At 62.8% G+C, this 14,213-nt stretch carries 13 protein-coding genes and 1 pseudogene; 8 read left to right on the forward strand and 6 right to left on the reverse strand.

The window, feature by feature from the left end; translation table 11 throughout:
• The 3 genes and pseudogenes from WF331_RS28555 to WF331_RS28565 all read right to left on the reverse strand — a co-directional run.
• Window positions 1–220: pseudogene (locus tag WF331_RS28555) on the reverse strand (type IVB secretion system protein IcmH/DotU); the annotation flags it as partial.
• A 242-nt stretch (window positions 221–462) separates the two neighbouring features.
• Complete coding sequence (locus WF331_RS28560; protein ID WP_016499844.1) at window positions 463–1,281, reverse strand: phosphatase PAP2 family protein; 819 nt, start codon at window positions 1,279–1,281, stop codon at window positions 463–465.
• 3 nt (window positions 1,282–1,284) lie between these two features.
• The gene (locus tag WF331_RS28565; protein ID WP_284360340.1) at window positions 1,285–1,965 is read right to left on the reverse strand and encodes a lipopolysaccharide core heptose(II)-phosphate phosphatase PmrG; all 681 of its coding nucleotides are present in this window, start codon (window positions 1,963–1,965) and stop codon (window positions 1,285–1,287) included.
• A 263-nt stretch (window positions 1,966–2,228) separates the two neighbouring features.
• Between WF331_RS28565 and WF331_RS28570 the strand changes: the two genes are divergently transcribed.
• The 8 genes from WF331_RS28570 to WF331_RS28605 all read left to right on the forward strand — a co-directional run bounded on the left by WF331_RS28570 (window position 2,229) and on the right by WF331_RS28605 (window position 11,433).
• Window positions 2,229–2,975 (forward strand): gluconate 2-dehydrogenase subunit 3 family protein, encoded by a 747-nt coding sequence (locus WF331_RS28570; protein WP_284360344.1) that lies wholly within the window; start codon window positions 2,229–2,231, stop codon window positions 2,973–2,975.
• A gap of 3 nt (window positions 2,976–2,978) precedes the next feature.
• Window positions 2,979–4,763 (forward strand): GMC family oxidoreductase, encoded by a 1,785-nt coding sequence (locus WF331_RS28575; protein ID WP_340623539.1) that lies wholly within the window; start codon window positions 2,979–2,981, stop codon window positions 4,761–4,763.
• 12 nt (window positions 4,764–4,775) lie between these two features.
• The gene (locus WF331_RS28580; RefSeq protein WP_016499840.1) at window positions 4,776–6,023 is read left to right on the forward strand and encodes a cytochrome c; all 1,248 of its coding nucleotides are present in this window, start codon (window positions 4,776–4,778) and stop codon (window positions 6,021–6,023) included.
• Window positions 6,024–6,287: 264 nt separating this feature from the next.
• A complete protein-coding gene (gene ptxS, locus WF331_RS28585) occupies window positions 6,288–7,307 on the forward strand; it encodes a transcriptional regulator PtxS (protein WP_340623540.1) in 1,020 nt (339 codons plus the stop codon).
• A 66-nt stretch (window positions 7,308–7,373) separates the two neighbouring features.
• Window positions 7,374–8,153, forward strand: coding sequence for an epimerase KguE (locus tag WF331_RS28590; protein ID WP_016499838.1), 780 nt, complete (start codon window positions 7,374–7,376; stop codon window positions 8,151–8,153).
• Window positions 8,146–9,096, forward strand: coding sequence for a sugar kinase (locus tag WF331_RS28595; RefSeq protein ID WP_340623541.1), 951 nt, complete (start codon window positions 8,146–8,148; stop codon window positions 9,094–9,096). The genes WF331_RS28590 and WF331_RS28595 overlap by 8 nt, the downstream gene beginning before the upstream one ends.
• 59 nt (window positions 9,097–9,155) lie before the next feature.
• The gene (locus WF331_RS28600) at window positions 9,156–10,448 is read left to right on the forward strand and encodes an MFS transporter (RefSeq protein WP_016499836.1); all 1,293 of its coding nucleotides are present in this window, start codon (window positions 9,156–9,158) and stop codon (window positions 10,446–10,448) included.
• A 10-nt stretch (window positions 10,449–10,458) separates the two neighbouring features.
• Complete coding sequence (locus WF331_RS28605; RefSeq protein ID WP_340623542.1) at window positions 10,459–11,433, forward strand: 2-hydroxyacid dehydrogenase; 975 nt, start codon at window positions 10,459–10,461, stop codon at window positions 11,431–11,433.
• A 136-nt stretch (window positions 11,434–11,569) separates the two neighbouring features.
• Here the strand turns inward: WF331_RS28605 and WF331_RS28610 are convergent, their stop codons facing one another.
• The 3 genes from WF331_RS28610 to bamA all read right to left on the reverse strand — a co-directional run.
• Entirely contained in the window at window positions 11,570–12,535 is a 966-nt protein-coding gene (locus WF331_RS28610) for an endonuclease (RefSeq protein ID WP_016499834.1), read from the reverse strand.
• A 14-nt stretch (window positions 12,536–12,549) separates the two neighbouring features.
• The gene (locus WF331_RS28615; protein ID WP_284360358.1) at window positions 12,550–12,933 is read right to left on the reverse strand and encodes a hypothetical protein; all 384 of its coding nucleotides are present in this window, start codon (window positions 12,931–12,933) and stop codon (window positions 12,550–12,552) included.
• 232 nt (window positions 12,934–13,165) lie between these two features.
• A partial coding sequence (gene bamA / locus WF331_RS28620; RefSeq protein WP_340623543.1) for an outer membrane protein assembly factor BamA occupies window positions 13,166–14,213 on the reverse strand: 1,048 nt, incomplete at its 5' end.

A 14,213-nucleotide genomic window follows, 5' to 3' on the forward strand; every position in this document is an offset into this window, starting at 1 on the left:
GAATGACCAGCCCGAACAGCGGGCTTGCCGCGTCGAGCATCAGGTTTGCGAAGCCGCCACGCAGCTGGAACTCCGGGTCGGCGGGGTAGCCGGATAGATCCGTTGCGAGTTGAGGACCAGTACCGGTACGAGGCTGTTGGGTACCCTTGATATCCTCCAGCAGAATTGGCTTTTTCTTGGCCGGCACGGGTGTTTCAGTGCCATCGGACTCTTTGGACATCCTTAATCCTCGTCTAGTTGGAAGGTCAACTCACACAATGGCTGCGAACTTCCCATATGATCGGGCGCAAGCATTATGCGAAAGCCTGAAGACTAACGAGGAATCAATATCTATGGGAGATTGAAACTTCCTAATGGTCTGTAGGAAGTTTCGCTTCAAGTTATTTTTAAATAATTATTAACGAGCAGAGGCTTGATGATTTGTCTGAATTGTTGTTGCTTTTGTGACTGCCGGAGGCTCTATTACGAAGGCTGCGGGATAGCAGGATCACGCATGGCAGGGCAGTTTTCCGGCGCCTGCAACGCGACGCGCCCATAGAAGAACAATGCCGTTGCCCAAGTTGTCAGCCAGACAAAGATCCCAGCCCAGAACGTATGGGACATATAGTGCCAACCCTGCACCACCCGGGTAGTGCCGTACACGAACCCGATCAGCAGAATTGCCACCAGCAACTTGCGCGCATGTGCCCAGCGGTGGCGCAGGGCTACGAAATAGAGCGCCAACAAGGTAAATCCGCTGGAGGCATGGCCACCCGGCCAGCAGCGACCATCGCCGGCCTTGTTCCACACGGAGAAGTTTTCGAACCATTCGACCCGGGTCTGCGAGCCGCCATATAGCGTGGTTTCCACAGGGCAATACACGCTGGTGTGGCTTTTCAGGTAATGAATCACCGTCGTGCTCAGTGCGAACGCCACCACCACGAACAGCAGGTCACGGCGGTGTCGGGTGGTAAAGCGCAGCAATGGTGCGATGCGAGCCTTTTCCAGCATCCGGGTCAGGCCCAGTTGAGGGTGGTTGGCCAGACGCGGCCAGATGAACGACAGCAGGCTGCCGATGACTGCCAGCTCGCCGGTCCAGTCCGGCAGGATGCGAGGCCATTTGTGGGTGGCTTTTTCGAACCACTGGTTGTGCAGCAATGGGAACTGGCCGGTGGCCGGGTCGAGGAGCAGGTTGCTGATCCAGCGATCGAGCTCGGTGAGATCGAATGCAATAAACACGATGGCAGCCAGCAACAGCGGCAGCAGCAGATTATTACGGTAGAAGGCGGTACGAGAGGGCATTGTTCAGAGTTCCTTGGCATCAACGAGACTGGGCCACTCACTGGCCGCTATCTGGCCCAGCAGCTTCGCCTTGCCATCGCTGCCCTGGGTGATGAACAGGGCGCTGGCATAGCTGTTCGACGTCGCGCTGGCAGGTACTTCGAGCGCCTGCTCCAGCCGTTCCATGCAGCCGCTGTGGCTGACCAGCACGAGGTTGTGGCCGTTTCGCTTGAGGGCCAGAGCGTTTTCGGCGAAGTGGCCGTCACACTGATTCAGCCAGCCTCGCGTGGGAACGGTCTTATCAAACATGGCGTGTGCGGTCTGCCGGGTACGCACTTCCGGGCTGGCCCACACGTCGGCTGAGCCCAGGCCAAGGTGCTGCAGGCCGTTGCCGACCTCGGCGGCCACATGGCTGCCCGCGACCGTGATTCCGCTGGGGGCACCCAGGCAAGCACCGCTGGAGCGGTCGCAGCGTTCGGCATGGCGCAGCACCACAATCACCGAGCCTTTCGCCCAGGCGGCCTCTAGCCCGCTGTGTTGCAGGTGATGAGGGTTGCCCAGGTTGGGGATGGCCGTGCGGGCATGTGCCCAGGCTGCCGCTACGCCCAGGATCAACAGCAGGCACAAGACTGCGAACAGCGCCGTGCCCCAAGGCAATCGGGGTATCTGGGACGCGGGTGATTTGTCGATTACGCCTTGCAGCATGTTTGCCACTCCAGTCAGCTCGCTCCACACAAGAGCGTCGGCACTGTAGGTAGCGGGATGTCGCTAGAGAGTGAGGCTGATGTGAAAAACGCGTTGCCCCGACAGCAGTCAGCCAGTGAGAAGTCAAGTATGAAACCGGTTTCAAAACATTTCTGAACGCGCTAGATTATTCGGCTGTCTTCTTGATGGCCTATCAAGATCACCCCCCATGGAAAATCAGATGGCGCTTATCAAGGCCGCCGCACAGCCGATGAGGATTCGCAATGCCTGAGCATGCTCCAGACAACCCGCGCAGGGATTTTCTGCGCAAGACTTTGACCCTGATCCCCGTGGTTACCGTGGCCAGCACAGGGCTTGGCGTTGGCGCCAGCCAGCTGCTTGCGGCCCCCCAACCGCATCAGCAACCGAACGTGCCGGCCACGCCGCCTGCGGGCAACTATCAACCGACGTTCTTCAGCGCCGAAGAGTGGGCGTTTATACAAGCTGCGGTATCGCGCATCATCCCGGCTGATGAGCTTGGCCCCGGCGCACTCGAAGCCGGCGCCGCCGAGTTCATCGACCGCCAGATGAACACCCCCTACGCGACTGGCGCGCAGTGGTACATGCAAGGCCCGTTCAACGCCGACGCCGCGCCCGAGCTGGGCTACCAGTTGCAGCTCAGCCCGCAACAAATCTATCGCCTGGGCATCGCTGCCGTGGACGGCTGGTGCAAAGCCAACGGCGGGCAAGTTTTTGCCGCGCAAGATAGCGCTACCCGAGACCGTATTCTCAGCAAGGTCGAGGCAGGAGAGCTGGTGTTCGACACCGTCCCGGCGAAGGTGTTCTTCAGCCTGTTGGTGCAGAACACCCGTGAGGGGTTCTTCTGCGACCCGATTCATGGCGGCAACAAGGGCATGGTCGGCTGGACCCAGATTGGCTTCCCCGGTGCCCGCGCCGACTTCATGGACTGGGTCGAGCGTAACGAGCCTTACCCGTTCCCGGCTGTATCGATCCGCGGCGAGAGGGCCTGAGGCATGGCGACTGTGTTGAACAAAGTGGATGCGGTTATCGTCGGCTTCGGCTGGGCTGGCGCGATCATGGCCAAGGAACTGACCGAGGCCGGGCTGCATGTGGTAGCCCTGGAGCGGGGGCCGATGCAGGATACCTACCCGGAAGGCAGCTACCCGCAAGTGATCGATGAGCTGACTTACAGCGTGCGCAAGAAGCTGTTCGTGGATGTGTCGAAAGAAACCGTCACTATCCGCCACAGCGTGAAGGACGTGGCACTGCCCAATCGCCAGCTCGGTGCCTTCCTGCCGGGCAAGGGCGTTGGCGGCGCAGGCCTGCACTGGTCGGGCGTGCACTTCCGGGTCGACCCGGTCGAGTTGCGTCTGCGCAGCCATTACGAAGAGCGCTACGGGCGCAAGTTCATCCCTGAGGGTATGACCATCCAGGACTTCGGCGTCAGTTACGAAGAGCTGGAACCGTGTTTCGACTTTGCCGAAAAGGTCTTCGGCACCTCAGGCCAGGCCTGGACCGTCAACGGCCAGGTGGTGGGTGAAGGGAAGGGCGGCAACCCCTACGCGCCGGACCGCTCCAACCCGTTCCCGCTGCCCGCGCAGAAGAACGTGGTGTCGGCCAGGCTGTTCGAAAAAGCCGCCACCAGCCTGGGCTACAAACCCTACAACCTGCCATCGGCAAACACCTCCGGGCCTTACACCAACCCGTACGGGGCGCAGATGGGGCCGTGCAACTTCTGTGGTTTCTGCAGCGGCTACGTGTGCTACATGTACTCCAAGGCCTCGCCCAACGTGAACATTCTGCCAGCGCTGCGCCAGGTGCCCAACTTCGAGTTGCGGCCCAATGCCCATGTGCTGCGGGTAAACCTGGACGACAGCAAGCGCAAGGCCACTGGCGTGACCTACATCGATGCGCAGGGGCGCGAGGTGGAGCAGCCGGCGGAGCTGGTGATCCTGGCGGCGTTCCAGTTCAACAATGTGCGCCTGATGCTGCTTTCCGGCATCGGCAAGCCCTACGACCCAGTCAAGAACGAAGGTGTGGTCGGGCGTAACTTCGCCTATCAGAACATGGGCACGGTCAAGGCGTTCTTCGACAAGAACACCTACACCAACAACTTCATCGGCGCGGGTGGCAACGGCATTGCCATCGACGATTTCAATGCCGACAACTTCGACCATGGCCCCCACGGCTTTGTCGGCGGCTCGCCGATGTGGGTGAACCAGGCCGGCAGCCGGCCGATTGCCGGCACCTCCAACCCGCCGGGTACGCCGGCCTGGGGCAGTGCCTGGAAGAAAGCCACGGCCGACTACTACACCCACCAGGTGTCGATGGACGCCCACGGCGCCCACCAGTCCTACCGTGCCAATTACCTGGACCTGGACCCCACCTACCGCGACGCCTACGGCCAGCCGCTATTGCGCATGACCTTCGACTGGCAGGAAAACGACATCAAGATGAACCAGTTCATGGTCGACAAGCTGAGCAAGATCGCTCAGGCGATGAACCCCAAGGCCATTGCCGTGCTGGGCAAGCAGGTCAAGGACCACTTCAACACCGCCAGCTACCAGACTACCCACCTGAACGGCGGTGCGATCATGGGCACCGATCCCAAGACCAGTGCACTGAACCGCTACCTGCAAAGCTGGGACGTGCATAACGTGTTCGTGCCGGGGGCTTCGGCGTTCCCGCAGGGGCTGGGTTACAACCCGACCGGGCTGCTGGCCGCGCTGACTTATTGGTCGGCACGTGCGATCCGCGAGCAGTACCTGAAAAACCCCGGCCCGCTGGTCCAGGCCTGAGGAGCGATGAGCATGAAGACAATGTTGATCGCAACCCTGCTGATCGGTGCCACTACGGCCTTACAGGCCGTGGCGAATGACGATGCGCAGGTGCGCCAGGGCGAGTACCTGGCCCGCGCCGGTGATTGTGTGGCCTGCCACACCGCCAAGGGCGGCAAGGCCTTTGCCGGCGGCCTGCCGATGGAAACGCCAATCGGCACGGTGTACTCCACCAACATCACCCCGGCGGCCAGCGGCATCGGCAATTACAGCTTCGAAGACTTCGACCAGGCGGTACGCAAGGGCATTGGCAAGGATGGCAGCACCTTGTACCCGGCCATGCCATACCCGTCGTATGCGCGGGTCAGCGAGCAGGACATGCAGGCGCTGTACGCCTACTTCATGAAAGGTGTGGAGCCGGTCGAGCAGGCGAACCAGGCCACTGACATTCCCTGGCCGCTGAGCATGCGTTGGCCGCTGGCAATCTGGCGTGGTCTGTTTGCGCCAGAGGCCAAGCCTTGGCAAGCCTCGGCCGCAGCCGACCCGGTGGTGAACCGTGGCGCTTACCTGGTTGAGGGCCTTGGGCATTGTGGCGCCTGCCATACGCCGCGGGCGCTGACCATGCAGGAAAAGGCGCTGAGCCCTGCAGAGGGCGAGCAGTTCCTGGCCGGCAGCGCACCGCTGGAAGGCTGGATCGCGAAAAACCTGCGTGGCGATCACAAGGACGGCCTGGGCAGCTGGAGCGAAGCGCAGCTGGTGCAGTTTCTGAAGACCGGGCGTAGCGATCGCAGCGCGGTGTTCGGCGGCATGAGCGATGTGGTCGAACACAGCATGCAGCACATGAGTGACGCCGACCTTACCGCTATCGCCCGTTATCTGAAGACCCTGCCGCCGAGCAACCCGAATGACCAGCCGCACGTCTACGACAAGCAGGTGGCGGATGCGCTGTGGAAGGGTGATGACAGCAAACCCGGGGCGGCGGTGTACATCGACAACTGCGCGGCCTGCCACCGTACCGATGGCCAAGGCTACACCCGCGTGTTCCCCGCGTTGGCTGGCAACCCGGTGGTACAGACCGCAGACGCCACGTCGCTGATTCACGTGGTGCTTGCGGGGGGGACGGTGCCGGCGACGCACACCGCGCCGTCGAACTTCACCATGCCGGCATTCGGCTGGCGCCTGAGTGACCAGGAGGTTGCCGAGGTGGTGAACTTCATCAGAACCAGTTGGGGTAACCACGGCAGCGCCGTTACGGCGGGTGATGTGAAGTCGCTTCGCTGACCTCTCCAGCTGCACACTGATCCACTGTGGGAGCGGGTTTACCCGCGAATGCGATGTCGAAGCTACCGACGCATTCGCGGGTGAACCCGCTCCCACATTTTTTTGGTTGAAATTGTATTTGCATCAATCATTTAATTTGATTATCTAACCTTGAATATCATGTTTTTTTCAACATTGCCGACCAACGGCATGTTGACGAACTGCCGTAGTTTTGCTGTATTGAAACCGGTTTCATCGCTATCACAATAATCATAAGGACAGCCCATGACCGACGCGCCTGCCCATCCCCGCGAACGGGTCACCATCAGCGAAGTAGCGCGTGTCGCTGGCGTTTCCAAAGCCACCGTCTCCCGTTACATCGGTGGCGATCGCCAATTGCTGGCCGAAGCCACGGCCAAGCGCCTGGCAGATGTCATCGAACGCCTCGGCTACCGCCCCAACCAGATGGCCCGCGGCCTCAAGCGTGGCCAGACGCGACTGATCGGCATGCTGGTGGCCGATATCCTCAACCCCTATTCAGTGGCCGTGATGCATGGCGTGGAAACCGCCTGCCGTCAGCACGGTTACAGCCTGGTGGTGTGCAACACCAACCGCGACGACGAGCAGGAGCGTCACCACCTGGTGGCCCTGCAGAGTTACAACGTTGAAGGGTTGATCGTGAACACGCTCGGGCATCACCCCGGCGAACTGCTCAACCTGCAGCGTGACATCCCCATGGTGCTGGTCGACCGCCAATTGCCCGAGCTGAATGTCGACCTGGTGGGCCTGGACAATGCCGATGCGGTCGAGCAGGCCCTCGACCATCTGCAGGCCCAGGGCTACCGCGACATCCTGGCGGTCAGCGAACCCCTCGATGGCACCAGCTCACGCCTGGAGCGGGTGCAGGCATTCGGCGCGTCGGTCAGCCGCCGGCCCGGCATGCGCCAGCAGGTGCTGGAAATCAGCGCCGGGCTGCAGGGCCAACTGGCTACGTTTCTTGCCAGCCGCGGCCATGGCCCGCAAGCCATCTTCACCTTCAACGGCGTTGCCACCTTGGCCGTGACCAGAGCCCTGCACGAGGCCGGGTGCAACCTGTTCGCCGATGTCGGGCTGATCGCCCTCGACGACCTCGACTGGTACCCCTTGGTCGGCAAAGGCATCACTGCACTGGCCCAACCCACCGAGCGTATCGGTGTGGCGGCATTCGAAAGCCTGCTCGGTCGCCTGCGCGGCGACAGCGGGGCAGCCCGGCGCATCGACTTCAAGGCCAGCCTGATCATCCGCGGTTCAACCCAACCCCAGTAAGCAACGGCAGGCCTGCGCCTGCTACTACCGAGTAAAAATGAAACCGGTTTCATAAGGATAAAAACAATGCACCCGAACCCCGTTTCCATCAGCCTCTCAAGCTACGGTGCCGACTTTGTGCGGCAGCGTGGACAGGAGCAGTTCCTGGACATGCTGGCGGCCGCTGGCGTCAGCCGAGTGGAATTGCGCGAAGAGTTGTTCGCCAGTGCACCGGACGCGGCTGCACTCGGTGCGGTCATCGCCGCACTGCGCCTGGAGTGCCTGTACTCGACACCTCTTGAACTGTGGACCGCGCAAGGCGTGCCTGACCCGCTACTGGTCCATAAGCTGGAAACTGCGCGGGCGCTTGGCGCTGTAGCGCTGAAGGTTTCCTTGGGGCACTTCGATGCGCACTGCGATGTAACCGCCTTGGCAGCGCTGCTGCCTGCGCATGGGCCGCTGCTGCTGGTGGAAAACGATCAAACCGCACAGGGTGGCAGGATCGAACCGCTGCTGCAGTTCTTCCAGCGTGCCGACACGCTTGGGCTGCGCCTGGGCATGACCTTCGACATCGGCAACTGGCAGTGGCAAGGCGAGCCTGCGCGGCAAGCCGCACGGCAACTGGGCCGTTGGGTGCGCTATGTGCATTGCAAGGCTGTGCAGCACCGGGCCGATGGTCGCCTGGTTGCCATACCGCCCCAAGCGGCGGACCTGCAGGCGTGGGCAGCGCTGATGACCGAGTTCGCCCCCGGTGTGATGCGCGCCGTGGAATACCCCCTGGTTGGCGAAGACTTGCTGGCGGTTACCCGTGCCCAGGTACGCAGCCTGGCTGCATTGGGCGCGAGGGTGGAGGTGGCCCATGCATGAGCATGACGTGCTGTGCTTCGGCGAGACCATGGCCATGTTCGTCGCCGAGCAAACAGGTGACCTGGCCAGTGTCGGCCAGTTCGGCAAACGCATCGCCGGCGCGGACAGCAACGTGGCCATCGGCTTGGCACGCCTGGGCTTCAAGGTGCGCTGGCTGAGCAGGGTAGGCGACGACTCGCTCGGCCGTTTCGTGCTCGAAAGCTTGCGCCGCGAAGGCCTTGACTGTTCCGGTGTCGAGGTGGATGCCAGTTACCCGACGGGTTTTCAGCTCAAGGCGCGTTGCGATGATGGCAGCGACCCGGCAGTGGAGTACTTTCGCCGCGGTTCGGCAGCCAGCAGGCTGTCGCCCGCACTGCTGAGCCCTGCCTGCCTGCAGGCTCGCCACCTGCACGCCACCGGCATCCCGCTGGCGCTGTCCGACAGCTGCCGTGCGCTGTCCCACGCGCTGGTGGACGCCATGCGCGCAGCCGGGCGCAGCATATCGTTCGACCCCAACCTGCGGCCCTCGCTGTGGCCGGATCAAGACAGCATGGTGCGCGAAACCAATGCCCTGGCGGTCAAGGCCGACTGGGTTCTACCGGGCCTGGAAGAGGGGCGGTTGCTGACCGGCCAGCATACCCCGGCGGACATCGCCGCGTTCTACCTCGACCAAGGGGTGGAACTGGTGGTGATCAAGCTGGGCGATGCCGGCGCCTACTTCCGCAGCGCCAAGGGCGAAGGGCAGGTAGCACCCGTGCCGGTCAGCAGAGTGGTGGACACCGTCGGTGCGGGTGACGCCTTCGCCGTCGGCGTGCTCAGCGCGTTGCTGGAGGGCCGCGCCGTGCCCGCAGCAGTGGCGCGTGGCAACTGGTGCGGCAGCCGCGCCGTGCAGTCGCGCGGCGACATGGAAGGGCTGCCGTTGCGCCACGAGCTGGAGGCCTACGACCTGCGCAGGAGCGCGTGAGCCAGCCAACCCCGAATCACCTGTTGCAACAAAAAAAACAAGCTCAGGAGAACCAAACCATGCAAAGCCAAAGCCTGGCACCTCGCCGCTGGTGGTACATCATCCCGATTGTGTTCGTCACCTACAGCCTGGCGTACCTGGACCGCGCCAATTACGGCTTCGCCGCCGCCTCCGGCATGGCCGAAGACCTGCACATCACCCCCGTGCTGTCTTCGCTGTTGGGTGCGCTGTTCTTTCTCGGTTACTTCTTCTTCCAGGTGCCCGGCGCCATCTACGCCGAAAAGCGCAGCGTGAAGAAGCTGATCTTCGTCTGCCTGATCCTGTGGGGCGGCCTTGCCACGCTCACCGGCATGGTCAGCAACGTCTACATGCTGATCGGTATCCGCTTTCTGCTCGGGGTGGTAGAGGCCGCCGTCATGCCGGCCATGCTGGTGTACCTGTGCCACTGGTTCACCCGTGCCGAGCGCTCGCGTGCCAATACCTTCCTGATGCTCGGGAACCCGGTGACCATCCTGTGGATGTCGGTGGTTTCGGGGTACCTGATCAAGCATTACGACTGGCGCTGGATGTTTATCATCGAAGGCCTGCCTGCCGTGATCTGGGCGTTCTTCTGGTGGCGCCTGGTGGATGATCGCCCGGCCCAGGTGAAGTGGCTGAGCGATCAGGAGAAGGCGGCCCTGGCGCAGGCACTGGCTGCCGAGCAACAGGGTATCAAGCCCGTGAAGAACTACCGCGAGGCGTTCCGCTCGCCGCAGGTGATCATCCTGGCGCTGCAGTACTTCTGCTGGAGCATTGGCGTGTATGGCTTCGTGCTGTGGCTGCCGTCGATTCTCAAGCAGGCCGCGAATGTGGATATCGTGCAGGCCGGCTGGCTGGCCTCGGTGCCTTACCTGGCGGCGGTGCTGGCGATGGTGGGCGTGTCCTGGGCGTCCGACCGCCTGCAAAAGCGCAAGCGCTTCGTCTGGCCGCCACTGTTGATTGCCGCCGTGGCGTTCTATGGCTCGTACGCGTTGGGCAGCGAGCATTTCTGGCTGTCGTACGCGTTGCTGGTGGTTGCCGGCGCCTGCATGTACGCACCCTATGGCCCGTTCTTCGCGATCGTGCCCGAGATCCTGCCGGCCAACGTCGCAGGCGGGGCCATGGCGCTGATCAACAGCATGGGCGCGCTGGGCTCGTTCGGCGGCTCGTGGCTGGTGGGCTACCTGAATGGCGCTACGGGCGGGCCAGGGGCCTCTTACCTGTTCATGTGCGGCGCGCTGCTGACCGCAGTGGCACTTACCGCCGCACTTAATACATCCCAGACGTCTGGCCGGGCCAAGCGCGGTAGCTCGCGGCTGGCCATGAACCCATAGGAAACCTGCAATGAAGAAGCGAATCGTGCTGTACAAACGCCTGTCCGACGACTTGATGGCACGCCTGCAAGAGCGCGTTGAGGTGACCTGGGTGGATACCTCCCTGCCCGATGGCCTGGCCCGCCTGCGCGATGCGTTGCCGGGGGCTCACGGGTTGCTGGGGGCCAGCCTGCGCCTGGATGCCAGCCTGCTGGACCTGGCGCCACAGCTGGAAGTGGTGTCCAGCGTTTCGGTGGGCGTGGACAACTACGATGTTGCCGAACTCAGCCGGCGTGGCGTGATGCTGACCAACACACCTGACGTGCTCACCGAAACCACTGCCGACACCGGCTTTGCCTTGATTCTGGCTACCGCCAGGCGGGTGGTCGAGCTGGCGAACTGGGTGCGTAACGGCCATTGGCAGGCCAACCTGGGGCCGGCGCATTTTGGCTGTGACGTGCATGGCAAGACCTTGGGCATCGTTGGCATGGGCCGCATCGGCGAAGCCTTGGCCCGGCGCGCGGCAGCCGGCTTTGGCATGCGCGTGCTGTACCACAGCCAGCGCGCCAAGCCCGAGGTGGAGGCGCGCCATGCGGCACGCCAGTGCAGCCTGGATGAGTTGTTGCAGCAGGCGGATTTCGTTTGCCTGACGGTGCCGCTTAGCGCCAGCACCGAAGGCCTGATCGGCGCACGGGAGCTGGCGTTGATGAAGCCTGAGGCGATCCTGGTGAACATCTCACGCGGGCGCGTGGTGGATGAGCAGGCGCTGGTCGAAGCGTTGCGGGCCAGGCGCATACGCGGTGCGGGGCTGGATGTGTTTGTGCAGGAGCCGCTATCAGTAGACTCGCCGCTGTTGCAGCTCGATAACGTGGTAGCGACACCGCATATCGGCTCGGCGACCGAGGAAACCCGGCAGGCCATGGCGCGTTGCGCGGTAGACAACCTGCTGAGCGCGCTGGCCGGCGAGCGGCCGGCGAATTTGGTGAATGAGGTATGCAGGACGTGAGAACAAGGGGCCGCTATGCGGCCCATCGCCGGCGAGCCAGCTTCCACAGGGTTTCACAGGCCTGAGCCTTGCGCAGCTCCTGTGGGAGCTGGCTTGCCGGCGATGGGCTGCGCAGCAGCCGCCGGACAATACAGGTCTATCGGCAGTTACCTGCCTTGCGATAGCCCGCTGCCTGCGCCTCACCCTCGTTAGCGAAGGTAACCTGGTTCTTGGCGGCCACCTGGTTGAAGCCGGGGCAACCTACAGACAGGTGATAAACGTGGCTGTTGCGGTTGCCAAGCACGGCCCCGACTGACTGGACACTGGCCAGGCTCGGTTTGGCCTCTGCCTTGGCGGCTTTCACCGGCACCGCTTGCACCACGCCACTGCCAACCGGCTTGTAGTCAGCCGTCCACTTGCGCTCCCCGCTCACGAACGGGTTGGCATGCCCCATGATCGCGGCAATGCGCCGGTCGCGCTCTTTCTCCCAGGCCGACACCGGGTGCTGTTTGTCCCAGGCCATCAGCAGCTGTTGCTGCTGGCGCGACATGCTCAGTTGGTAACGGTCGAACATGTAGAACGTGGTACGGGCCACCAGCCCTTTGACTTCATCGCGCGGTTCGGCGGCGCGCTGGACGAAGTCGACCTTGGTGGTGCACTGGCCATACTCGCCGGCATTGCCAGCGACCATGCCGTAGTTGAAGTTGCTGCGGTCACCGTTGACCTCGCCCACGGCCGGGTAGAGGTTGAACAGGTCGGCTTCCATGGCGCGGAACACGGGGTCGTTGTCCACGCAGTGCTCGCGGCCGCCGTTCTTCCAGCACTGGCGCTGGTTGCCGAAGGTGTAGGCGGGCACGATGTGTTCCCACTCGGTGCGCTCGGCGCGGTTCTGTTGCTTGCGGGTCTGGTAGCCGCACGAAGCCGCATCGATGCGGCCGCCGGACTTGCCCACCCAGGTCCACTTGCAGCCGCAGTACAGGTCGCCCATGGCACTGCTGGCCTGGTCCAGGTACACCTTCTGCTTGGCCACCACCTTGGCCTCGGTGAACGTGGCTGGCGGGTTGGCCAAGGCAGGGAGGGTGAAGGAAAACACTAAGGTTACGGCGTAAAGCAGTGATTTCATGGGAAAAACATATTTCAGATTGGGGCGCGCATTGTAATGCTTTCCCCGTCGCTGGCCAGCTCGCTGAGCCATACCAGCGGTCGGCCCGGGTCGTCGCCGGCCATGCGGTCGAACGTGGCTGAGTCGAGCATATCCCTGACCTGAGCGCCCATGCGCAGCAGCCGCTCGATGAAACCGGCACCGACGTCGCCATAGTCCTCAAGTGAAACGCCGCTCTGGTTGTGCTGTATTGCCAAGTGGTAATGACTGACCCCGGCGCCATTGCCACTGCCGCCCAGCACCACGGTAAAGCGTGGGCCCAGCAGGCCGGCCAGGCGTTGCTGGACCAGGTCGAGCAGTGCGACCGGTACTTCATCGTGGCGCAGTGATGTGGGGAAACAGGGTGTGAACGGAGGCATGAGGGTGTCCTGCTGGGCGGGTTCGAGTGTTGCCCAGCTTAGGCAAGGTGACTGTCAACTTGGGTTAAGCGGGGGTAAAAGCGGGTAATACTCAAACAGGCCCCGGCCTTGTGCCGCGATGGGCTGCGCAGCAGCCCCGGGATTTCAGCGTCATGGCAACAACTGATGGGGCTGCTGCGCAGCCCATCGCGGCACAAGGCCGCTCCTACAGGGACCGTGCATGGCTGGTGTATCAGAACGTTTGCCCCAGCGAGAACTGGAAGATCTGGGTCTCGGCGTTGTCCGGCTTTTTCAACGGCGCCGCCAGGCTGAAGCTCAGCGGCCCCATCGGGCTGTACCAGGTCACGCCCACCCCGAGCGACACGGCCAACTGTGCCAGGTCGACGCTGCCGCAGCCCTGGGTGGTCGACAGGTAGCAGGTGTCGGCATAAACGTTGCCGGCGTCGACGAACAGAGAGCTGCGCAGCTGGCTCTGGTCCTTCACGAACGGCAACGGGAAGAGGTATTCGGCACCGCCGGTCACCAGAATGTTGCCCCCCAGCACATCCGTGTCACGGTCGGAATAGTAAGCCTGGCCCGCGCTGGCGTAGGTGCCGGTGGCCGGGGTATTGCGCGGGCCGAGGGTGCCGTCCTTGAACCCGCGTACCGAGCCCTGGCCCCCCGCGGTGTAGCTTTCATAGAACGGCAAGCCGTCGGTGGACCCGTAGCCATTGCCATAGCCCAGGCTGGTGTGCAGGCGCAGCGAGGTGTTGTTGGTCACCGGCAGGAAGGTCTGGCCGTTGTAGTCCAGCTTGTAGAACGACAGGTCGCTGCCAGGGGTGGTGGCCATCAGCGTGAGGCTTTGCGAGTGGCCACGTGTGGCCAGCACGCCTTTATTCAGCGTGGACTCGGACCAGCCGATCGACGCTTTGAGGTTGTTGAAACTCTTGCCCTCACGGGAGATGAAGTCGTAGATCTCGTCGGCGCTGTAGGTACCCGGCGAAATGTCGTCATGCTGCAGGGTCAGGCCGTAGGTCAGGCGCGAGGTTTCGTTGATCGGGTAGCCAAAGCTGACCCCGGCGCCGTAGCTGTTGATCGCATAGTACGAAACGCCATCGTCGTAGTAGTCGCTGTAGTCGGTGGTGTTGTAGAACAGGTTGTAGCCCAGGCTGACACCGTCGGCGGTGAAGTAGGGGTTCACGAAGCCGAAGTTGTACTTGGTCTGGTATTCGCTGCGAGTCAGGCCGATGGACACCTTGTTACCGGTACCCAGGAAGTTGCTCTGGCTGATCGAACCACCG

Origin of the sequence: Pseudomonas sp. YNh (assembly GCF_037993085.1) — a bacterium.
GTDB classification, from domain to species: domain Bacteria; phylum Pseudomonadota; class Gammaproteobacteria; order Pseudomonadales; family Pseudomonadaceae; genus Aquipseudomonas; species Aquipseudomonas putida.

Coding starts and splice junctions, on each gene's coding strand:
- WF331_RS28560 (WP_016499844.1), bottom strand. CDS start 1,281: ATGCCCTCTCGTACCGCCTTCTACCGTAATAATCTGCTGCTGCCGCTG.
- WF331_RS28565 (WP_284360340.1), bottom strand. CDS start 1,965: ATGCTGCAAGGCGTAATCGACAAATCACCCGCGTCCCAGATACCCCGA.
- WF331_RS28570 (WP_284360344.1), top strand. CDS start 2,229: ATGCCTGAGCATGCTCCAGACAACCCGCGCAGGGATTTTCTGCGCAAG.
- WF331_RS28575 (WP_340623539.1), top strand. CDS start 2,979: ATGGCGACTGTGTTGAACAAAGTGGATGCGGTTATCGTCGGCTTCGGC.
- WF331_RS28580 (WP_016499840.1), top strand. CDS start 4,776: ATGAAGACAATGTTGATCGCAACCCTGCTGATCGGTGCCACTACGGCC.
- ptxS (WP_340623540.1), top strand. CDS start 6,288: ATGACCGACGCGCCTGCCCATCCCCGCGAACGGGTCACCATCAGCGAA.
- WF331_RS28590 (WP_016499838.1), top strand. CDS start 7,374: ATGCACCCGAACCCCGTTTCCATCAGCCTCTCAAGCTACGGTGCCGAC.
- WF331_RS28595 (WP_340623541.1), top strand. CDS start 8,146: ATGCATGAGCATGACGTGCTGTGCTTCGGCGAGACCATGGCCATGTTC.
- WF331_RS28600 (WP_016499836.1), top strand. CDS start 9,156: ATGCAAAGCCAAAGCCTGGCACCTCGCCGCTGGTGGTACATCATCCCG.
- WF331_RS28605 (WP_340623542.1), top strand. CDS start 10,459: ATGAAGAAGCGAATCGTGCTGTACAAACGCCTGTCCGACGACTTGATG.
- WF331_RS28610 (WP_016499834.1), bottom strand. CDS start 12,535: ATGAAATCACTGCTTTACGCCGTAACCTTAGTGTTTTCCTTCACCCTC.
- WF331_RS28615 (WP_284360358.1), bottom strand. CDS start 12,933: ATGCCTCCGTTCACACCCTGTTTCCCCACATCACTGCGCCACGATGAA.